Raw genomic sequence first — 20253 nt, 5'->3', positions numbered from 1 at the left:
CGCGGTGTGTGTAAGGAGGTCGTGGGCGCATTGTTCGGGGAAGGTAAGGGGCCGCCGGCACACCCGAGCGGGAGGGTGCGCCCTTCAGGCGGTGGGTGCCGGCGGGAGGGTGACGGTGAAGCAGGCGCCGCCCTCCGGACCGTGCCCCTCGACGCGGATGCCGGCGCCGAGCCGGCCGGTCAGACGATGGGCGATGGCCAGCCCCAATCCGCTGCCGACCGGGCGGGTGCCCCGATAGCGCTCGTGGAGGGCGCCGTGCTCGAATGCGATGCGCACGTCGTCGTCGGTGAGGCCGGGCCCGCCGTCGCGGACCTGTAGTTCGGCCCCGCCGTCCGAGGTGGCCGGACGGACGGCGAGGACGAGGGGTGCGCCCTCGGGCGTGACGCGCAGCGCGTTCTGCACCAGGCCGTCGATCAGCTGCCGGACCCGGAAGGCGTCCGTCGCGACGACGACGGGCCCTTCCGGCCGTTCGAGCCGGAGATCGACGCCGTGGCGTGCGCACAGCCCGGTCCAGAACGCGGCGGCTTCGGAGACCAACGTGCGGAGGTCGGCCGGAGCCACGTCCAGACGGAAGTCGTCCGCCTCCAGCCGGGCCAGGTCCAGCAGGTCCCCGAGGAGCCGGTCCAGGCGCCGGGTCTCCTCCGCCAGGATGGAGCCGACTTCGGGCACCCGCTCCGGCTCGATCAGACCGTCGGCGAGCGCCTCGGCATAGCCCTGCAGCGCGGTCAGCGGGGTGCGCAGATCGTGGGAGACGGAGAGCAGGAAATCCCGCTGCCGGTTCTCGCTGTGGGCCAGCGCCCCGTCCAGGACGTTGAGGGCGCGCCCGATGTCCGCGGTCTCCCGGGGCCCGTCGACCGGGGCCGGTACGCCGCGTTCGCCGTCGGCGAGCCGGTGCGCGATCTGCGCGGCCGTCACCAGCGGACGGGCGATGTGGCGGGCGAGGAGCACTCCGGCCAGGGCCGCGCCGAGCATGCCGACGACCAGCGGGACGATCACGTTGCGGCGGATCCGGCTCGTGTTCTCGGTGACGACCGCGTACGGCTCGGTCAGTACGACGGCGCCGCCGCCGCGCACGCCGGGCTGCCCCACCAGCAGTACCTCCTGGCCACCGAGGATGCCGGTGGTGGAGACCGGGTCCCCGGCCAGCAGGGCCGACTTGGACCTCCGGTCGACGGCAGGGCCGGCGGTGCCGCTCACGGTGCCGTCCGGGGCGATGACCGCGAGCTGCACCTCGTTGGGCCCCGCCAGGACCTGGGCGCCGGTGAAGAGCGCCTCGGACACGGCCGGCAGCCGGCTGAGCACCGTCGCCTGACGGGTCAGCTGGTCGCGTTCACGCTGTTCGGCACCGTGCGCGGCGGTCTGCCAGGCGATCAGTCCGGTCAGGGCCACCGCGAGCGCCGCCACCAGGGTGGTCAGCACCACGATCTTGCGGGCGAGGGAGCTACGGCGCGGACCGGTGCGGGGGCGGCCGGTCACGGGCCGGGAGCCGTCGCGCTGTACCCGACGCCGCGGACCGTACGGATCGGGCTCGCGTCGCCGAGCTTGGCACGTACCTGCGAGACGAAGACGTCGACCATGCGGGTGTCGCGGTAGCCGGGGTACCCCCACACCTGGGCGAGCAGTTGCTCGCGGGTGAAGACCTGGCCCACGTGCTGGAGGAGGTGGGAGAGCAGGTTGAACTCGGTGGCGGTGAGCTCGACCGGCTCGCCGTCGCGGCGCACGGTGCGGCTGACCGGGTCCACGCTGAGCCGGCCGGTGTCCCCGGGCGGCGGTCCGGGCGGGCCCGCCGCCCGGCGCAGTACGGTCTTGACCCGGGCGACCAGCTCGCGCGGCGAGAACGGCTTGGTCAGGTAGTCGTCCGCACCGAGTTCGAGGCCGAGGATCCGGTCGGCCTCCTCACCGCGGGCGGTCACCAGCAGGACCGGGGTCCAGTCGCCGGCGTCCCGCAGGGCGCGGCAGAAGGCGATGCCGTCCATGCCGGGCAGGCCGATGTCCAGGACGATCGCCACCGGGTGCATGCGCCGCGCGGCCGCGAGACCGGCGCCGCCGTCGGCCTCGACGTGGACGCCGAAGCCCTCGCGGGTCAGGTAGAGGCGTTGCACGTCGGAGATGTGGCGCTCGTCCTCGACGATCAGTACGAGGCCCCTGGACTCCGTCATCACTGCCCTTCAGCCGCGGTTGGCAACAACGATGCTAACCGCGCCGACCCGCCCTCCCGGCGGGCGCGCCGCCATCCGTACGTTCCCCGAACAATGCGCCGGCCGGCCGGCCGTCGCGGCCGGCCGCGGGCCGGGTACGGCGCAGTCACGCGCCGTACCCGGTTCGTGCACTGCCTCAGCCGTGGCTGAAGCGGGGCGGGCGCTTGTCCACGAAGGCGGACATGCCCTCCTTCTGGTCGGCGGTGGCGAAGACCGCGTGGAACAGCCGGCGTTCGAAGCGGACGCCCTCGGTGAGAGTGGTCTCGAAGGCCCGGTTCACGGCCTCCTTGGCCATCATCGCGACCGGCTTGGACATCCCCGCGACGGTCTCGGCGACCGCGAGGGCCTCGGACAGCAGCTCGTCTGCCGGGACGATCCGGGAGACCAGGCCCGCCCTCTCGGCCTCGACCGCGTCCATGGTGCGGCCCGTCAGGCACAGTTCCATGGCCTTGGCCTTGCCGACGGCCCGGGTGAGCCGCTGGGATCCGCCGATCCCCGGGATCACCCCGAGCTTGATCTCGGGCTGCCCGAACTTCGCGGTGTCCGCGGCGAGCAGGATGTCGCACATCATCGCGAGCTCGCAGCCACCGCCCAGGGCGTAGCCGGAAACCGCCGCGAGGGTGGGCGTGCGGACCTGCCCGAGCCGGTCCCAGGCCGTGAACCAGTCCGAGAGGTACATGTCCATGTAGCTGCGCGGCCGCATCTCCTTGATGTCGGCGCCGGCCGCGAAGGCCTTCGCGGAGCCGGTCAGGACGATGCAGCCGACCTCCGGATCACGGTCCAGTTCCTCCGCGGCGGCCACCACCTCGGTCATGACCCGGAGGTTGAGGGCGTTGAGGGCCTCCGGCCGATCGAGGGTGAGGACGGCCACCCGCCCCTTGCGCTCCAGCAGGATGGTTTCGTAGGTCATGCGGGGGTTCCGTTCCGGGGTCGCAGGGTGTGGACGATCGCCGAGAAGTCGAGGCCCGCGCCCTCGCCGGCGGCGAAGTCGGCGTACAGCTCGGCGGCCTTCAGGCCCAGCGGCGCCTCCACCCCGCCGGCCCGCAGGGCGTTCGCCGCCAGGGCGAGGTCCTTGGCCATGAGGGGGGCGGCGAAGCCGGGAAGGTAGTCACGGTTGGCGGGGCTGCTCGGAACCGGTCCGGGCACGGGGCAGTTGACGGTGAGGGCCCAGCACTGGCCGGAGGCGGTGGAGGCCACGTCGTAGAGGGCCTGGTGGTCCAGGCCGAGGCTCTCGGCGAGGACGAAGGCCTCGCTCACCCCGATCATCGAGACGGCGAGGATCATGTTGTTGCAGATCTTCGCGGCCTGTCCGGCGCCCGCCGTCCCGCAGTGCACGGCCTTCTTGCCCATCGCGCCGAGCAGTGGCGCGGCCGCCGCGAACTCCTCGGCGCCGCCGCCCGCCATGAAGGTGAGGCTCGCCGCCTGCGCGCCGACCACCCCGCCCGAGACGGGCGCGTCCAGGGACCGGTGACCGGCCGCCCCGGCGGCCTCGTGGGCCGCCCGCGCGTCGGCCACGTCGATGGTCGAGCAGTCGACGAAGAGGGTGCCGGGCCGCGCGGCGGCCAGCAGCCCGCCCTCCCCGTACAGGGCGAGGACGTGCGCGCCCGCCGGCAGCATGGTGATCACCACGTCGGCCGCGGCGGCCGCCGAGGCGGCCGACACCGCCGGCTCCACCCCCGTCGCGGCGGCGCTGGCCAGCAGCTCCGGCACCAGGTCGAAGCCGAGGACACGATGTCCGGCCTTCACCAGGTTGGCCGCCATCGGGCCACCCATGTGGCCCAGTCCGACGAACGTCACGGTCCTGCTCACCAGGGCACCTCCTGAGTCGAATCCGTACGGGTCAGGGCCAGTTCGTGCGCGCCGAGCGGGGCGAAGTACCGTTCCACGTCCGCCGGACCCACCTCCGCCAGCGCGGGCGGCGACCACCGCGGGCTCCGGTCCTTGTCGATGACCTGTGCGCGGATCCCCTCCACCAGATCGGGGGAGGACAGCGCCGCGCAGGAGATCCGGTACTCCTGCTCCAGCGCCCGCTCCAACGGGCCGAGCCCGCGCACCCGGCGCAGGGCGGCCAGGGTCACCTTCAGCGCCGTGGGCGACTTGGCCCGCAGCGTGGCTGCGGCCTCCTTCGCCGCCGGGGCGCCGCTGTCGAGCAGGCGCTCCACGATGTCCTCCACCGTGTCCGCCGCGTAGCAGTGGTCGATCCACTCGCGGTCACCGTCGAGCGTGCCACCGGGAGCCGGAGCGACGTACCGTTCCAGCACTTCGTGTACGGAGGCCCGCGCCAGGTCGGCCGCCAGCCGCGGCAGCAGCTCCGAGGGGACGAAATGATCGGCCAGTCCGCAGAGCAGTGCGTCCGCCGCCCCGACCGGCGCCCCCGTCAGGGCCAGGTGGGTGCCCAGTTCCCCGGGCGCCAGCGCCAGCAGGTACGTGCCGCCGACGTCGGGGACGAAGCCGATGCCCGTCTCCGGCATGGCCACGCGGGAGCGTTCGGTGACGATCCGTACGGTGCCGTGGGCCGAGATCCCGACGCCGCCACCCATGACGATGCCGTCCATGAGGGCGACGTACGGCTTGGGGTAGCGGGCGATGCGGGCGTTGAGCCGGTACTCGTCGCGCCAGAAGTCGGCCGAGGCCCTGCCGCCCGTGCGGGCGTCCTCGTAGATCGCGCGGATGTCACCGCCCGCGCACAGGCCGCGCTCACCCGCGCCCTCGATGACGACGGCCGTGACGTCCGGGTCGTGCTGCCAGCGGGCGAGCGCCTCGTCGATGCGCAGCACCATGGGGTGGGTGAGGGCGTTCAGGGCCTTGGGGCGGTTGAGGGTGAGGTAGCCGGTGTGGCCCTCGGTCCGCAGGAGCACGTGGCCCTGGTCCTGGTCCCGGTCGTGGTTCCCGGGGGATCCGTGGTTCATCGCAGGGCCTCCGTGAGCCCGCGGGCGACGATGATGCGCATGACCTCGTTGGTGCCTTCCAGGATCTGGTGGACGCGAAGGTCGCGGACGATCTTCTCGATGCCGTACTCGCTCAAGTAGCCGTAACCTCCGTGGAGTTGGAGTGCCCGGTCGGCGACCGCGTAGCCGGTGTCCGTGGCGAACCGCTTGGCCATCGCGCACAGCTGCGGGGCCAGCGGGTCGCCCCGGTCCAGCGCGTCGGCGGCCTGGCGGACCAGGGCGCGGGCCGCGGCCAGCTCGGTGGCCATGTCCGCGAGCCGGAACTGCAGGGCCTGGGCGTCCAGCAGCCGGGCCCCGAAGGCCTCCCGGTCGGCCAGGTGCGCGAGGCTGCGGTCCAGCGCGCTCTGCGCACCGCCCAGGGAGCAGGCGGCGATGCCGAGGCGACCGCCGTTGAGGCCGTTCATGGCGATGCGGAAGCCGTCGCCCTCGGCGCCGAGCCGCCGATCGGCGGGGACGCGGACCCCGTCGAGGACCACCTGGCGGGTGGGTTGGGCGTTCCAGCCCATCTTGCGCTCGTTCGGACCGAAGGAGACCCCGGCATCCGCGCGTTCGACGACGAACGCGGAGATGCCGCCCGGGCCCTCCCCGCCGGTGCGGGCCATGACGATGTAGACCTCGGAGGCGCCGGCGCCGGAGATGAACTGCTTGACCCCGGTCAGCACGTAGCCGTCGCCGGTGCGCTCGGCCCGGGTGCGCAGCTGGGCCGCGTCGGATCCGGCGCCGGGCTCGGTCAGGCAGTAGCTGCCCAGCGACCGGGCGGAGCACAGGTCGGGGAGCCAGCGGGCCCGCTGGTCCGCGTCCCCGTACCGGTCGATCATCCAGGCGACCATGTTGTGGATGGAGAGGTATCCGGCGATGGAGGGGCAACCGGTGGCGAGGGTCTCGAAGACGAGGACGCCGTCGCTGCGGCTGAGGCCGCTGCCGCCGTGCTCCTCGCGGACGTAGACGCCGCCGAGCCCGAGGTCCGCCGCCTTGCGGATCACGTCCAGCGGGAAGTGCTTGTCCTGGTCCCAGGTGACGGCGTACGGGCCGAGCTGCTCCTGGGCGAAGTCGAGGGTGACTTCGGCGAGGGCGAGCTGATCGGGGCTGAGGGTGAGGGTCACCGGGCTCATCCCATCGTCGGGATGGTGAAGCTCGCGCCCTCCTTGGCCCCGGAGGGCCAGCGCGAGGTGACGGTCTTGGTGCGGGTGTAGAAGCGGATCGAGTCGGGGCCGTGCTGGTTCAGATCGCCGAAGCCGGACCGCTTCCAGCCGCCGAAGGTGTGGTACGCCACGGGGACCGGGATCGGCACGTTGACGCCGACCATGCCGGCGCCCACCCGGCGGGTGAAGTCGCGCGCCGTGTCGCCGTCGCGCGTGAAGATCGCGACGCCGTTGCCGTACGGGTGCTCGGTGGGCAGCCGCAGGGCCTCCTCGTAATCGGCGGCCCGTACGACGGACAGCACCGGGCCGAAGATCTCCTCGCGGTAGATCCGCATCTGCGGGGTCACCCGGTCGAAGAGGGTGGCGCCGGCGAAGAAGCCGTCCTCGTGTCCGGGCAGGGTGAACCCGCGGCCGTCCACGACGAGTTCGGCGCCTTCGGTGGCTCCGATGCCGACGTAGCGGTTCACCCGGTCGAGGGCGTCCCGGCTGACCAGCGGCCCGAAATCGGCCTCGGGGTCGTCGGAGCGGCCCACCCGCAGGGTGGCGATCCGTTCCTTCAACTTTCCGACCAGGGCGTTCGCGGTCTCCTCGCCGACGGGGACGGCGACGGCGATGGCCATGCAGCGCTCGCCCGCGGAGCCGTAGCCGGCGCCGATGAGGGCCTCCACGGCCTGGTCGAGATCGGCGTCGGGCATCACGATCATGTGGTTCTTGGCGCCGCCGAAGCACTGGGCGCGCTTGCCGTGGGCCGCGGCGGTGGCGTAGATGTGCGCGGCGATCGGGGTGGAGCCGACGAAGCCGAGGGCTTGCACGCGCGGGTCTTCCAGGAGGGTGTCGACGGCTTCCTTGCCGCCGTTGACCACATTGAGCACGCCGGGCGGCAGCCCGGCCTCCAGGAACAGTTCGGCGAGGCGCAGCGGTACGGAGGGGTCGCGCTCGGAGGGCTTCAGGATGAAGGAGTTGCCGCAGGCCAGGGCGGGCGCGGCTTGCCACAGGGGGATCATCGCGGGGAAGTTGAAGGGGGTGATCCCGGCGACCACGCCGAGCGGTGAGCGCAGGGAGTGCACGTCGATCCCGGTGCCCGCGTTGTCGGTGAACTCGCCCTTCAGCAGGTGCGGGACGCCGGCGGCGAACTCGACCACCTCCAGGCCGCGTTGCAGGTCACCGTGGGCGTCGGCGACGGTCTTGCCGTGTTCGCAGGACAACAGCCTTGCGAGGGAGTCCCGTTCGCCCTCGACCAGCTGGAGGAAGCGCAGCAGGACGCGCGAGCGGCGCTGCGGGTTCCACTGCCCCCAGTCGGCCTGCGCCTCCTCGGCGTTCGCGATGGCGGCCTCGGTGTCGGCCCGCCCCGCGAGCGGGACGCGGGCCTGGACGGAGCCGGTGCTGGGGTCGTACACGTCGGTGAAGAGTCCGGAGGATCCGGTGGTGTGCTTGCCGCCGATGAAATGGGTGAGTTCACGGACCATGGGTGCCTGCTCTCGTCAGGTTGGATCCGGGGATGGCACGACCGACCGGCGGACGGCACCCGATCGGGTGCGCCGCTGGGGAAGGCCGTGGGACTGGGTCGAATGGGACGACCTACGAGCGTGCGAACGTGTGCGCGCGCTCCGCCGGATCACCAGGGTCGTGGGTACAAACCGGTGCCATGCGTGTCTGCTCCATCCTCGTGGACAACACGGAACATCCGCGGCCGGTATCCTGACTCCCGGATCCCCGCGTGCCGCCCGCCTTCCCGACAGACCTCGTCAGTGGCGTGTGGATGGCAGCACACTCCCCGGTCACAGTGGCGGGACCGTGCCGGTTTCTCACCGGCTTCCCTGCACCGCGGACCTTGTGCCACGAACATATAGTTGGACGTCCTAGTAAGTCCAGAGCCGCCGCCGCGCGCCTTCCGTCCGGCCGCGGCGGCCGACCTGTCGTGCCGCCCGTGGGCCTGGCGCCCGCTCAGTTCCGTGCCGGGACGTCGTTCCTGGTCACCGGGTACGGGATGAAGGTGCTGCTGTTCTCGTCGACGGCCAGCGCCCGCCCGAGCGGCGGCACGGCCCGCTGCGGACAGTCGAGGCGTTCGCAGAGGCGGCAACCCATGCCGATGGGGGTGGCGGCCGCCGCGTTGTCGAGGTCGAGTCCGTCGGCGTACACGAGCCGCGAGGCGTGTCGGATCTCGCAGCCGAGCCCGATCGCGAAGGTCTTGCCCGGCTCGCCCCAGCCGCCGCGGTGGCGGGTGACGGCCCGGGCGGTCCACAAGTAGCGCTGCCCGTCGGGCATGGCGGCCACCTGGACGTGGATGCGGCCGGGCGCGGCGAAGGCCTCGTAGACGTTCCACAGCGGGCAGGTGCCGCCCGCGCGGGAGAAGTGGAATCCGGTCGCGGACTGCCTCTTGGACATGTTCCCGGCCCGGTCCACTCGGACGAAGGAGAAGGGCACCCCGCGCAGCCTGGGCCGTTGCAGGGTGCTCAACCGGTGGCAGACCGTCTCGTAGCCGATCCCGAAGTGGTCGGTGAGTCGCTCGATGTCGTAGCGGAACTCCTCGGCGGCCGCGTGGAAGGCGCGGTACGGGAGGATGAGCGCGCCCGCGAAGTGGTTGGCGATCCCGATCCGCGCGAGGGCGTGGACGGGGGTGCCGGGCTCGAAGTCCTCGGCGGCCAGCCGGTCCAGCTCGTCCCCGTACTCGATCAGCGCCAGCTGGGTGGCCATTCGGAACGCCTGCTGTCCCGGCCGGAGCCGGTTCGACAGGTGCAGGACCCGGGCGGCGGGGTCGTAGTGGTGCAGCCGGTCGGAGTCCGTGGCCGTCCGGATCCCGTGCCGGTCGCCGAGCCGGCGGGTCAGCGCGCGGATGACGTCCCCCGGGCGGATGCCGATCTCGACGGCCAGGTCTTCGGCGGCGACATCGGTGTCGTGGAGGTAGTTCTGCCGCCGGTAGAAGAACTCGCGGATCTCCTCGTGGGGCGAGCGAGGGCTGTCGGTGGCCACGTCCCGGCCGTCGGCGGCGTCGGCGAGGCGCTCGGCCAGGAGCTGGCTGCGCCGGCCCAGGTCCAACAGCACCGAGGCGACCGCGGGCATGCGGGTGGCCAGTTCGGCCAGGTCGGAGGGGGATACGCGGGCGCGGGCCACCTCGTTCGCGAGCGCTTCGCGCAGGTCGGCGACCAGCCGGCTGGTGTCGCGTTCGGAGAAGAAGCCCGGGTCCACCCCGAAGGCCTCGGTGAGCCGCAGCAGGACGGGAACGGTGAGCGGCCGGGAGTCGTGCTCCATCTGGTTGAGGTAACTGGGGGAGATGGCGAGCACCCGGGCCAGGTCGGCCTGGGTCATCCGCCGCTCCTCGCGCAGCCGCCTCAGTCGTGCTCCCGCGTATGTCTTGCTCACCGAACTCCCTCGCCGTCTACCGAGCCGGACACGCGCCGCCAGGATACGGCGATCTTCGCGACCAGCGGGCTTCGCAACCTTGGCAATTTCGGGACCGAAGATTCGCAGACCTTGGCAGATGTACGTCCTTGATGGCACTCAGTGTCAGTGTCAGAGTCGGTGCTGCGGCCCGCCGGACACGGTGGCCGGGGGGAACCGACTGGCCCGATTCACGCCCTGATTTCGGCCATCCAGGCAGTTCGCCCCGGCGGCTCGGCAGCATTGCTCAGCTTCGGCCCATGGTCGGGTTCGGCGGCCGCAGCTCAACACCAGGCACAGAGTGCCAAAGCATCGGGTCCACGGCCCGGCCCATTGGCAAGACAAGCGACGGATGGAAACGGTGACGGTCATGGCACAGGCGAACACGACGGCGGCGGCCGAGCAGCTGGGGCAGCGGTGGGCCGACGACCCCCGCTGGGCGGGCATCGAGCGCACCTACACGGCCGAGGACGTGGTGCGGCTCTCGGGCAGCGTCCGCGAGGAGCACACCCTGGCCCGGCGCGGCGCCGAGCGACTGTGGCGACAGCTCCACGAGCAGGACTACATCCACGCCCTCGGCGCGCTCACCGGCGGCCAGGCGGTCCAGCAGGTGCGGGCCGGACTCCAGGCGATCTACCTCTCCGGCTGGCAGGTGGCCGCCGACGCCAACCAGGCCGGGCACACCTACCCCGACCAGAGCCTGTACCCGGTCAACTCGGTCCCGCAGGTGGTGCGTCGGATCAACAACGCGCTGCTGCGCGCCGACCAGATCGCCACCGCCGAGGGCGGCACCGACACCACGGACTGGCTCGCACCGATCGTCGCGGACGCCGAGGCCGGCTTCGGCGGCCCGCTGAACGCCTTCGAGCTCACCAAGGCGATGATCGCGGCCGGTGCCGCCGGCATCCACTACGAGGACCAGCTGGCCTCCGAGAAGAAGTGCGGCCACCTCGGCGGAAAGGTCCTCGTCCCGACCGCGCAGCACGTCCGCACCCTCAACGCGGCCCGCCTGGCGGCCGACATCGCCGATGTCCCGACCCTGATCATCGCCCGCACGGACGCCCTCGCCGCCACCCTCCTGACCAGCGACGTCGACGAACGCGACGCCGAGTTCTGCACCGGTGAGCGCACCGCCGAGGGCTTCTACCACGTACGCAACGGAATGGCTCCGGTCATCGCCCGCGGCCTCGCCTACGCCCCGTACGCCGACCTGATCTGGGTGGAGACCGGCACCCCGGACCTGGCGCAGGCCCGCGAGTTCGCCGAGGCGATCCACGCCCAGTACCCCGACCAGATGCTGGCCTACAACTGCTCGCCCTCCTTCAACTGGAAGGCCGCGCTGGACGACGACCAGATCGCCAAGTTCCAGCGGGAGCTCGGTGCGATGGGCTACCGCTTCCAGTTCATCACCCTGGCCGGCTTCCACTCGCTCAACCACGGCATGTTCGACCTCGCCCGCGGCTACGCCGAGCACGGCATGACCGCCTACGTCGACCTCCAGGAGCGCGAGTTCGCCGCCCAGGCCCAGGGGTTCACCGCCGTCAAGCACCAGCGCGAGGTCGGCACCGGCTACTTCGACCTCGTCTCCACCGCCGTCAACCCGGCCTCCTCCACGACCGCGCTCTCCGGATCCACCGAAGAAGAGCAGTTCCACTAGACCCTCTCTTCGCCGACTCCTTCCTCCTTCCGACGGGTGCCCGAGGGACCTTCCCCGGGCACCCGCCCACCGCCCCCGCTGAGGAGAACCGCATGCCCCTCTCCCCCCTGACCCGCAGCGTCCAGGTCCTCGGTGCGCCGGGTGAGCGCCACGAGGAGATCCTGACGCCCGAGGCCCTGGAGTTCATCGGCCGGCTCGACACCGCGTTCGCGGACCGCCGCCTGGAGGTCCTCAAGGAGCGCGACCGCCGCTCGGGCCACCTGGCCGGCGGCACCCCGCTCGACTTCCCGCTCGCCACCCGCGCCCTGCGCGAGGACCCGCACTGGCGCGTCGCCCCACCCGCGCCCGGCCTCACCGACCGCCGCGTCGAGATCACCGGCCCGCCGGAGCGCCGGATGGCCGTCAACGCCCTGAACTCCGGCGCCAAGGTTTGGATGGCCGACTTCGAGGACGCCACCGCCCCCACCTGGAACAACGTCATCGGCGGCCAGCTGACCCTGCTCGACGCCATCGAACGGCGCATCGACTTCACCACCCCGGAGGGCAAGGAGTACCGCCTCGGCGAGCAGCTCGCGACCATCATGGTCCGACCGCGCGGCTGGCACCTCCTCGAAGAGCACCTGGAGATCGACGGCCGACCCCTGTCCGCGTCCCTCGTCGACTTCGGCCTGTACTTCTTCCACTGCGCCCAGCGGCAGATCGACGCGGGCCACGGCCCGTACTTCTACCTGCCCAAGCTGGAGAACCGGTACGAGGCGCGCCTGTGGAACGACGTGTTCCTCCTCGCCCAGGAACTCCTCGACATCCCCCGCGGCACCGTCCGCGCCACCGTCCTCATCGAGACGATCACCGCCGCCTTCGAGATGGAGGAGATCCTCCACGAACTGCGCGAGCACAGCGCGGGACTGAACGCGGGCCGCTGGGACTACCTCTTCAGCCTGATCAAGACCTTCGGCCACCGCACCGACTTCCAACTGCCCGACCGGGCCAAGGTCACCATGACCGCCCCCTTCATGCGCGCCTACACCGAGCTGCTGGTTCGCACCTGCCACCGGCGCGGCGCCCAAGCCATCGGCGGGATGGCCGCCCACGTCCCCAGCCGGGACGCGGAAGCGAACGCCGCCGCCCTCGCCAAGGTCCGCCTCGACAAGGAACGGGAGGCCGAGGACGGCTTCGACGGCTCCTGGGTGGCCCACCCCGGACTGGTCCCCGTCTGCCGCGAGGTCTTCGACGGCGTACTGGGGGAGCGGCCGAACCAGCTGGACCGGACCCGGGCGGACGTCGAGATCACGGCCGCCGACCTGCTGTCCGTACGCCGGATCGCCGCGCCCCCCACCCGGGAGGGCATCCGCTCGAACGTCGCCGTGGCCCTGCGCTACTTCGACGCCTGGCTGCGCGGCAGCGGCGCCGTGGCCCTGTACGGCCTGATGGAGGACGCCGCGACCGCCGAGATCGCCCGCGTCCAGATCTGGCAGTGGCTGCGCCACGACCAGATCGACCGGGCGACGGTCCTCGACCTCCTCGACGCCGAATGCGCGGCCCTGGAAGAGGAGGACCCGCGGGCCCGGGTCGCCGAGGCCCGGGAGGTCTTCGTGAATACCGCGCTCACCCCCCGCCTGCCCGCCTTCTTCACCCCCGAGGCCTACACCCGCCACCTCGTCCGCCGAACGGAGAACGCCTCATGACCAGGTCGATCGCGCCGCTCGCGTCGGTCGCGTCGATCCACCGGGTCGGCATCGTGGGCGGCGGCCAGATGGGCGCGGGGATCGCCGAAGTGTGCGCCCGCGCCGGCCTCGACACCGTCGTCGCCGAGTCGGACGCCACGGCCGCCCGGGCCGCCCGGGAACGCGTCGCCGTCTCCCTCGAACGGGCCGTGCAGCGCGGCAAACTGGACCGGATCTCCGCCGAGGACGCCCTCGCCCGGCTCGTCTTCACCGGCGATCTGGAGGACCTCGCCGACCGGCAGCTTGTCATCGAGGCCGTCACTGAGAACCCCGAAGCCAAGATCGAGGTCTTCGCCGGCCTCGACAAGATCGTGGCGGACCCGGAAGCGATCCTCGCCACGAACACCTCGGCCATCCCGATCATGCGGCTGGGCATGGCCACCGGCCGCGCCGACCGGGTCGTGGGCCTGCACTTCTTCAACCCCGTCCCCGTCCTGCCGCTCGTGGAGGTCGTCTCCTCCCTCCACACCTCGCGCGACACGCTCGACGCCGTGGAAGCCTTCGCCCGGGGCGCCCTCGGCAAGACCACCGTCCGCTCCCAGGACCGGGCCGGTTTCGTGGTCAACGCCCTGTTGATCCCCTACCTCCTCTCGGCCATCCGCATGGCCGAATCCGGGTTCGCCGCCCCCGAGGACGTGGACGCCGGAATGGAACTGGGCTGCGCCCACCCGATGGGCCCGCTCAAACTCGCCGACCTGATCGGTCTGGACACCGTCGCGGCCATCGCGGAATCCCTCTACGAGGAGTTCAAGGAACCCCTGTACGCGCCGCCCCCGCTGCTCCAGCGGATGGTGCAGGCGGGTCTGCTCGGCCGCAAGAGCGGCCGCGGGTTCCACACGTACGGCCGGGGCTGAGGGGCCCCGGCGGTCTCCAGGGCAGAGGGTGCGCCGGAGACGCACGGAAACGGCGCGGGTGGGGCGAGTGGTGTCGCCGCACCCGCGCCGCACCGCGTACGGGAGCACGGGATCGCCGGCCGCGATCAGGCGGGCCGCGTCAGCAACTGCGCCAGGTGGTCGGCGAACTCCGTGATCCGGTCGAGCAGCGGGCCGCCGCGGGCGACCCGGAAGCCGTGCCGACGGGCCCAGAACGCGGCCTGCACGGCATGGAGCTGGGCCCAGCGCCGGACGCGTTCGCGCTCGAGTTCCGCGGCCTCGACGAAGACATCCACGGTGCGCCGGACCGCCTTGTCGAGGTCCTCGGCCCCGATGAGGGACAGTGCGCGCGTCTTGAGCAGCGTGCCGCCGTCGTAGGCGGGATCTCCCACGTAGCCCTTGGGATCGACCGCGAGCCACGGCTCGCGGTCCGCCCGCAGGATGTTCCGGGCGTGGAGGTCGCCGTGGATCAGGACGTCCGGCTGGGTGCGCCCCAGCTCGCGCACGGTCGCCACCGCCGCGTCCACCACGTACCGGGGCAGCCCGTGCGCCAACTCGTACTCGTCCTTGCGGAGTTGTTCCTCCCAGGAGCCGGCCCGCTCCCGCAGCCGGGGGAGGTGGGCCGGCGCCGGGACGGCCAGCCGGCGGTTGAGCCGCCCCGCCACCGTCACCACCTCGTCGCCGTCCTCGACCCCCTGCAGCGTCGACGAGCGGACCCGCTCCAGCAGCATCGCGAAGCGCTCGTCGTCGCGCTCGTGCAGGAGAACGGCCCCGCGCCCGCCCCACACCTCGAACGCTTCCGGCTCGTGAACGTTGCCGGGATGCGGGAAGGAGACCTTCAGCACGGCCGGCACCGTGTCCCGCCGCAGCACCGGAACGATGATCCCGACGCCCCCGTGCATGACCTCGCCGTCGGGTGCGCACTCCCAACGTGCCAGTAACTCGTCGACGATCTCCGGAAGTTCGGCGAGCCATGCAGATCCGGCCGCTCCCTCGCGCTCGACGGTGCAGCGCGTGAACGTCTCTGGTGTCTCGACCATGCCGGTACCTTACGCTGGGCCACATGATCCAACTTTCTGTCCGTCCGCGACCGGCCCTCAGGGCAACTTCGAGCCGCCGGGGGCGCTGAGATGCCGCCCTTCACCTACCGGCTCACCCCCGCCGCGGCCGTCCCCTTCGCCCTCCGGGAGCAGCTGGCCGAGACCTTCGTCGCCGCCGCACGCCGCTTCGCTCTGGAAGCCGGCGCCGACCGGCTGACGATCGATAATCCGATGGCGCGGGGGTTCTTCTCCTTCCGATCCCGTTCGGCGCCGAGCGCCCCGGAGCTGGCGGGGCTGTTGCCCTCCGACCGGCCCGGCTCGTCCGGCCCGCTCCCACCGTCCGGTTTCCACGACGGCGCGCGCGTTCCGCTCGACACCGGCCTGGAACTGCTGCGGGCCGTGCTGCTGCGCGAGGGCCCCTGGTGCCGACTGCGCGCCGAGGAAGGGTTCTTCCTCCACGTCGGGGAACGGCACGACCTCTACGTCGGGGGTGCGACGTCGTACGCGGAGGCCGCTGCGCACGCCCGCCGATCGGGGCTGACCGTCGAACCGGTCGAACGCTCCCCGTACGACCCCGCCCTCGACGAGATCGCCCCCCAGCCGCCCGCGGACGGGGCCTTCTGGACGGCGGTCCACAGCCTGGTCGCCGAGCACGGCGGGGTACTGGTCGAGGAACGGTACGTCGGCGGCGACCAGCGATGGCACCGGCCGACCACGGCCGCCGAGATCACCCGGATACGGGCGCTGCTGACCCCGCGTGCCCGGCTGGCGGTCTGGCCGGACCTGACCGACGACATCGAGGCGGTCCGCGCCGCCGTCCTCCGCGCGGAACGGCTCGAACTCCTGGTCCAGCAGGGGGCCGACGGGACCCCGTGGGCGCGCATCGCCGAACCGTGGATGGGCCACGCCGAGATCGCCTTCCCGGTGATCGGGAGCGGTCCGGGGAGTCGGGCCGGGCTGGTCCCGCTGGCGCCGGTCGATCGCCGCCCCCTGCTCGCCGGGGTACTGCCGGACGCCGATGGAGTCGTACGGGCGCGCTGGCGCACCAACCGCACCCCGGCCGACGAGCGGCGGACCCTGCTCGGTTCGCTGCGGACCGGCGACGTGGTGTCCGGCACCGTCGCGAGCGGCCTGGACGACGTCGGCGTGCACGTGCACTTGGACCTGGAGCGGAACCTGGAACACGAGCGGGGGTGGCCCATGGGCTTCCTGCGCGTCCCCGAAATGTCCTGGGAGTACTTCGAGGACGTGGACGAGGTGGCCCCGATCGGCCGGCGGATCCGCGCCGAGGTCCTCCACGTCGACCTCGAGTGGGAGCGCGCGAGCCTGTCCGTCAAGGCACTGCAGCCGGACCCCTGGCGCGCCTTCGCCGAAGCCCTCCGGGCCGGCGACACCTTCCCCGGCACCGTCACCAAGATCATTCCGTTCGGTGTGTTCGTGCGCGTCGCACCGGGTATCGAGGGCCTGGTCCACGAGACCGAGCTCGCCGGCAGGACCTTCGAGGTGGGGGAGGACCTACGCGTCGCCCTGCTCGGCGTGGACCTGCAGCGGCGCCGGATCAGCCTTTCCCCGGCCCGGGAGGCCTGAGCGAGCGGTCGCCGGCGGTGTTCACTCCAGGAGGGAGAGCGCACCGGCGGCCGCGAAGCCCAGCACCGTCGACAGGCCCGCGAGCCTGCCGCCCAGCTCGAAGGCCTCCGGCATCATCGAGTTCGCGAGCATCGTCAGGACCGCCCCGGCCGCGAACGCTTGCACCAGTCGGCCCTCGGTGCCGGGCACGAACCCCACCAGCCCGTACCCCAGCGCCGCGCACGCGCCCGAGATCGCGGTGATGCCCCACCAGATCCGGTACACCACACCCGGCTGGCGGCCCTCCTCCCGCAGGCCCGCCGTGGCGCCGAGGCCCTCGGGGAGGTTCGACAGGAAGACCGCCGCCAGGAACGGGACGCTGATCGAGCCGCCGGCGGCCAGGCCCATCCCCAGCACCAGCGACTCGGGTACCCCGTCGAGCAGGGCACCGAGCACGATGGAACGGTTCGCGTTGTGCGCGCTCCCGCCCGAACGCTGCGCCGTGGCCTTCTGCGCGAGGGCCCCGTCGAGGAGGAAGAAGCTCAGGGCGCCGACGCCGACGGCCAGGAAGTCCCACGCGCTCTCGAAGCGCTCCCTGGGCACCAGCTCGTACGCCACGGCCGCGATCAGCGCACCTGCGCCGAAACCCAGGACCAGTCCGGTCACCCTCGGCGACGGACGGTAGCGCAGCGCCAGCCAGGCGCCGATGACCAGGGAGAACGCCGCGAGCGCGCCCCATCCGGCCGCCGCGAGAGCGTTCATCGGACCTCCTGGGCGGCCGTCCCGACCGTCCCGCGCGGCGAAGGCGACCGGAGCCCATGCTGCCGGCCGCGGAGCCCCCGGACATCCCCCGGAGCAGGTGACCAACTGGTGATCACCACCGATGACCGGTTCAGTGGTGAGCGTGGGCCGATCACAGTCCGTATCCCCGCGGGAACCCCGGTGACCTCCATGGACCACCGCGCCCCGACCGGCGACCCCATGCTCACGGCCAGGTTCGCGCCTCCGGCCGTACCGAAACTGCTGGTCCACCGGCCCGAGCTGCTGGGGCGGCTGACGGCCGGTGCACAGGGGCCGCTCACCCTCATCAACGGTCCGGCCGGATCGGGCAAGACGGTGCTCACCGCCCACTGGGCGGCCGACGGACGTGCGCCGCGTCCCCCCATGTGGCTCACCGTCGAACCCGACGACGCACCCGGTGCCTTCTGGGCGTACGTCCTGGAAGCCCTCCACCGCGGCGGGGTGGCCCTGCCGGCCGCGGTGGGCAGGCCGACCCGCGCCGAAGGGGTGACCCGCTCGTTCCTGGTGCGCCTGGCGGACGGGCTGGCCGCATCGCCGCAGCCCTCGGTCCTCGTCCTCGACCAGTTCGACACCGCCCAGCCGCCCGCGACGAGCGAGGGGCTGGACTTCGTACTCCGGCACGCGGCCGGCGGCCTGCGCATCGTGCTCACCAGCCGCTCGGACTCCCTGCTGCCCCTGCACCGCTACCGGGCGGCCGGCGAGATCACCGAGATCCGGCACGCCGACCTCAGGTTTACCGACGCGGACGCCGAGGCGCTGCTGGGCGAACACCGGCTGGACGTCTCACCTGCCGGAATCCGCCTGCTGATGGAGCGGACCGAGGGATGGGCGGCCGGCGTACGCCTGTGCGCCCTGGCGATGCAGCGCAGCGCCGACCCGGAGGCGTTCCTGCGCCAGTTCGCGGCCGACCGCACCACGATCGCCGACTACCTCCTCACCGAGGTGCTCGACGCCCAGCCGCCGCCCACCCAGGACCTGCTGCTGCGCGTCTGCGTCACGGATCGCGTCCACCCCGACCTCGCGGACGCGCTGACCGGCCGGGACGACGGTGCACGGACCCTGGCGGGACTGGCCCGCGACAACGCGTTCCTGGAGCAGATCGACGCCTCCGCCTGGTACCGGCTGCACCCCCTGTTCGCCGAGGTCCTGCGCGCGCACCTGCGGCAGCGCTGCCCCGGGCTGGAACCCCTGCTGCACGGGCGGGCGGCGCGCTGGCTCGCCCGGACCGGGCGGCTCACGGAGGCGGTGCTCCAGGGCGCCGCCGCCGGGGACTGGCAGTTCGCCGCGGCGCAGCTGGTCGACCACCTGGCGATCGGCCGCCTGCTCACGGGCCTGGAAGCCGATCAACTGGGCCGGGCCTTCGCCGCGATGCCCACCGGGACGACCGGAGCGGCGCCCGCACTGGTCGGCGCGGCCTGCCGGTTGGCCGAACAGGACCTGCCCGGATGCCGGGCCGCCCTGCGCCGGGCGGACGCCGTCCTGTCGGACGCATCCCCTACGGACGGCTCCCTCACGGACTCCTGCGGTCCGGCGGCGCGGTTCGGCCGTGCCTTCCTCGGCGTACTCGCCGGACGGCCGGCCGACGACGTGACGGCCACCGAACGGGCCGCCGCCGATGCCGACCGGCTGCTGCGGGAGTTGCCGCCGCACCTGGTCGCCGAGCGACCGGAGCTCCGCGCCCTGCTGCTGGCGCACCTCGGCGCCGTCGAGCTGGGCGCGGGTCACCTGGACCGGGCCGAAGCCGCCCTCACGGCCGCCGTCGCAGCGTGCGGGCAGCCGGGCACGGAGTCCCCGCACTGCGGCGCCCTCGGCTCACTGGCCCTGACCGAACTGCTGCGCGGCCGGTTGCGGCAGGCGGCCGCCCACGCCCGCGCCTCGCTCGCCGTCGCCGAGCGCTCCGCCCTTCCGCCCGAGCGCCGGGCCGCGGCCGTCCACCTCGTCCTGGCGGGCGTGGCGGTCGAGCAGGACGACCTGCCCGCCGCCCGCCGCCACCTCGACCTGGCGACCGCGGAGCCCGGGCCGCGCCCGGACCCCGCGACCGCCGCCCGGGCCGCCGTCATCGGGGCCCGGATCCTGGCGGCCGAGGGCGACGGGGACGCCGCGCTCGCCGCCCTGCGCGCGGTCTACGCGGAGGAACTGCCCGCCCGGGCCGTGGACGAGCTGGCCGTGGCCGAGTCGGCCGTACACCTGGCACGCGGCGACGCCGCCGGGGCCCTACGGGTCCTCGACGCGGTGGCGGCCCCGGACGACTCCCGGCCGGAGCACGCGGTGGCCAGGGCCCGGGCCCTGGTGGCCGCCGGCCGCGCCGCGTGCGCGGCGGGGGAGCTGGCGGGCGTACCGGGAGACGACGGCGTCGCCACCCCGGTACGGGCGCGCGCGTGCCTGCTCCGCGCGCAGATCGCCGCGGCGGCCGGCGACTTCCAGGAGGCGCACCGGCACCTCGGGGAGGCACTGGCGCTCGCCCGCCCCGAGGAACTGCGCCGGATGTTCAGCGAGAGCGGTCCATGGGTGCGCCGGACCCTGAGCCGGGACCCGCGACTGGCGCGGTCGCACGGCTGGCTGACCCCGCGCGCCCCGGCCCGTAGGGCGCGCGCGCCGCAGGCCGACGGGCAGCCGGTGGTGGTGGAACCGCTGAGCGCGCGGGAGACCGAGGTGCTGCGCAAGGCCGCGGAACTGCTGTCCACCGAGGAGATCGCGGCCGAGCTGTACGTATCGGCCAACACGGTCAAGACCCACCTGAAGAGCATCTACCGCAAGCTCTGCGTCACCCGGCGCAGCGAGGCCGTCCACCGGGCGCAGGACCTCGGGATGCTCTGAGCCGCGAGCGGGACGCGGGGGACGCGGGGGACGCGCCCCTCGCCCGCACCGGGCGATGCCGAGCGCGGGGCGGGGGCCGACGATGGCGTGGGAGGCCGGGAGCAGCCCGG

Annotated in this window: 15 protein-coding genes and 1 riboswitch; of the genes, 5 read left to right on the top strand and 10 right to left on the bottom strand. The window is 73.1% G+C overall.

The window, feature by feature from the left end; all coding sequences use genetic code 11:
- Positions 1-84 precede the first annotated feature (84 nt).
- From OG207_RS03090 to OG207_RS03055, 8 genes are all read right to left on the bottom strand, one after another.
- Positions 85-1476, bottom strand: a complete 1392-nt coding sequence (locus OG207_RS03090) for a sensor histidine kinase (RefSeq protein ID WP_329095628.1) — start codon at positions 1474-1476, stop codon at positions 85-87.
- Positions 1473-2159, bottom strand: coding sequence for a response regulator transcription factor (locus tag OG207_RS03085; protein WP_329095626.1), 687 nt, complete (start codon positions 2157-2159; stop codon positions 1473-1475). The genes OG207_RS03090 and OG207_RS03085 overlap by 4 nt, the downstream gene beginning before the upstream one ends.
- 175 nt (positions 2160-2334) lie before the next feature.
- Positions 2335-3108, bottom strand: coding sequence for an enoyl-CoA hydratase (locus tag OG207_RS03080; RefSeq protein ID WP_329095624.1), 774 nt, complete (start codon positions 3106-3108; stop codon positions 2335-2337).
- Positions 3105-4007 carry a 3-hydroxyisobutyrate dehydrogenase gene (gene mmsB / locus OG207_RS03075; protein ID WP_329095623.1) on the bottom strand — a complete coding sequence of 301 codons (903 nt, stop codon included), beginning with the start codon at positions 4005-4007 and terminating at the stop codon, positions 3105-3107. Before mmsB ends, OG207_RS03080 begins: the two co-directional genes overlap by 4 nt.
- On the bottom strand, positions 4004-5107 hold the full coding sequence (locus tag OG207_RS03070) for an enoyl-CoA hydratase/isomerase family protein (RefSeq protein ID WP_329095621.1): 1104 nt from the start codon (positions 5105-5107) through the stop codon (positions 4004-4006). The genes mmsB and OG207_RS03070 overlap by 4 nt, the downstream gene beginning before the upstream one ends.
- Positions 5104-6258 (bottom strand): acyl-CoA dehydrogenase family protein, encoded by a 1155-nt coding sequence (locus tag OG207_RS03065; protein ID WP_329095619.1) that lies wholly within the window; start codon positions 6256-6258, stop codon positions 5104-5106. Before OG207_RS03065 ends, OG207_RS03070 begins: the two co-directional genes overlap by 4 nt.
- Positions 6255-7754 (bottom strand): CoA-acylating methylmalonate-semialdehyde dehydrogenase, encoded by a 1500-nt coding sequence (locus OG207_RS03060; protein ID WP_329095618.1) that lies wholly within the window; start codon positions 7752-7754, stop codon positions 6255-6257. The genes OG207_RS03065 and OG207_RS03060 overlap by 4 nt, the downstream gene beginning before the upstream one ends.
- A gap of 205 nt (positions 7755-7959) precedes the next feature.
- Positions 7960-8130, bottom strand: a riboswitch (cobalamin riboswitch).
- A 102-nt stretch (positions 8131-8232) separates the two neighbouring features.
- The gene (locus tag OG207_RS03055) at positions 8233-9648 is read right to left on the bottom strand and encodes a short-chain fatty acyl-CoA regulator family protein (protein ID WP_329095616.1); all 1416 of its coding nucleotides are present in this window, start codon (positions 9646-9648) and stop codon (positions 8233-8235) included.
- A 388-nt stretch (positions 9649-10036) separates the two neighbouring features.
- Between OG207_RS03055 and aceA the strand changes: the two genes are divergently transcribed.
- The 3 genes from aceA to OG207_RS03040 all read left to right on the top strand — a co-directional run bounded on the left by aceA (position 10037) and on the right by OG207_RS03040 (position 13901).
- Positions 10037-11323: an isocitrate lyase gene (aceA, locus tag OG207_RS03050; protein ID WP_329095615.1), complete on the top strand. Its 1287-nt coding sequence runs from the start codon at positions 10037-10039 to the stop codon at positions 11321-11323.
- Between the two features lie 92 nt (positions 11324-11415).
- Positions 11416-13008 carry a malate synthase A gene (gene aceB / locus OG207_RS03045; protein ID WP_329095613.1) on the top strand — a complete coding sequence of 531 codons (1593 nt, stop codon included), beginning with the start codon at positions 11416-11418 and terminating at the stop codon, positions 13006-13008.
- On the top strand, positions 13005-13901 hold the full coding sequence (locus OG207_RS03040; RefSeq protein WP_329095611.1) for a 3-hydroxybutyryl-CoA dehydrogenase: 897 nt from the start codon (positions 13005-13007) through the stop codon (positions 13899-13901). The genes aceB and OG207_RS03040 overlap by 4 nt, the downstream gene beginning before the upstream one ends.
- Before the next feature lie 125 nt (positions 13902-14026).
- Here the strand turns inward: OG207_RS03040 and OG207_RS03035 are convergent, their stop codons facing one another.
- Entirely contained in the window at positions 14027-14959 is a 933-nt protein-coding gene (locus OG207_RS03035; protein ID WP_329095610.1) for an aminoglycoside phosphotransferase family protein, read from the bottom strand.
- Between the two features lie 90 nt (positions 14960-15049).
- Here OG207_RS03035 and OG207_RS03030 point away from each other — a divergent pair, with 90 nt between their 5' ends.
- Positions 15050-16546: a S1 RNA-binding domain-containing protein gene (locus OG207_RS03030; RefSeq protein WP_329095608.1), complete on the top strand. Its 1497-nt coding sequence runs from the start codon at positions 15050-15052 to the stop codon at positions 16544-16546.
- A gap of 21 nt (positions 16547-16567) precedes the next feature.
- Here the strand turns inward: OG207_RS03030 and OG207_RS03025 are convergent, their stop codons facing one another.
- On the bottom strand, positions 16568-17287 hold the full coding sequence (locus OG207_RS03025) for a ZIP family metal transporter (protein WP_329095605.1): 720 nt from the start codon (positions 17285-17287) through the stop codon (positions 16568-16570).
- 189 nt (positions 17288-17476) lie between these two features.
- On the opposite strand from OG207_RS03025, the gene OG207_RS03020 reads away from it, so the two are divergent.
- The gene (locus OG207_RS03020) at positions 17477-20143 is read left to right on the top strand and encodes a LuxR C-terminal-related transcriptional regulator (RefSeq protein ID WP_329107408.1); all 2667 of its coding nucleotides are present in this window, start codon (positions 17477-17479) and stop codon (positions 20141-20143) included.
- Positions 20144-20253 lie beyond the last annotated feature (110 nt).

The organism is Streptomyces sp. NBC_01439 (assembly GCF_036227605.1).
Classification (GTDB): Bacteria; Actinomycetota; Actinomycetes; order Streptomycetales; family Streptomycetaceae; genus Streptomyces.
This window is presented reverse-complemented; position numbering and strand designations above follow the sequence as displayed.

Excerpts from the sequence above, each read along its gene's own strand:
- OG207_RS03085 (WP_329095626.1), bottom strand. The coding sequence starts at position 2,159 with ATGACGGAGTCCAGGGGCCTCGTACTGATCGTCGAGGACGAGCGCCAC.
- OG207_RS03080 (WP_329095624.1), bottom strand. The coding sequence starts at position 3,108 with ATGACCTACGAAACCATCCTGCTGGAGCGCAAGGGGCGGGTGGCCGTC.
- OG207_RS03070 (WP_329095621.1), bottom strand. The coding sequence starts at position 5,107 with ATGAACCACGGATCCCCCGGGAACCACGACCGGGACCAGGACCAGGGC.
- OG207_RS03065 (WP_329095619.1), bottom strand. The coding sequence starts at position 6,258 with ATGAGCCCGGTGACCCTCACCCTCAGCCCCGATCAGCTCGCCCTCGCC.
- OG207_RS03060 (WP_329095618.1), bottom strand. The coding sequence starts at position 7,754 with ATGGTCCGTGAACTCACCCATTTCATCGGCGGCAAGCACACCACCGGA.
- aceA (WP_329095615.1), top strand. The coding sequence starts at position 10,037 with ATGGCACAGGCGAACACGACGGCGGCGGCCGAGCAGCTGGGGCAGCGG.
- aceB (WP_329095613.1), top strand. The coding sequence starts at position 11,416 with ATGCCCCTCTCCCCCCTGACCCGCAGCGTCCAGGTCCTCGGTGCGCCG.
- OG207_RS03040 (WP_329095611.1), top strand. The coding sequence starts at position 13,005 with ATGACCAGGTCGATCGCGCCGCTCGCGTCGGTCGCGTCGATCCACCGG.
- OG207_RS03035 (WP_329095610.1), bottom strand. The coding sequence starts at position 14,959 with ATGGTCGAGACACCAGAGACGTTCACGCGCTGCACCGTCGAGCGCGAG.
- OG207_RS03030 (WP_329095608.1), top strand. The coding sequence starts at position 15,050 with ATGCCGCCCTTCACCTACCGGCTCACCCCCGCCGCGGCCGTCCCCTTC.
- OG207_RS03025 (WP_329095605.1), bottom strand. The coding sequence starts at position 17,287 with ATGAACGCTCTCGCGGCGGCCGGATGGGGCGCGCTCGCGGCGTTCTCC.
- OG207_RS03020 (WP_329107408.1), top strand. The coding sequence starts at position 17,477 with ATGGACCACCGCGCCCCGACCGGCGACCCCATGCTCACGGCCAGGTTC.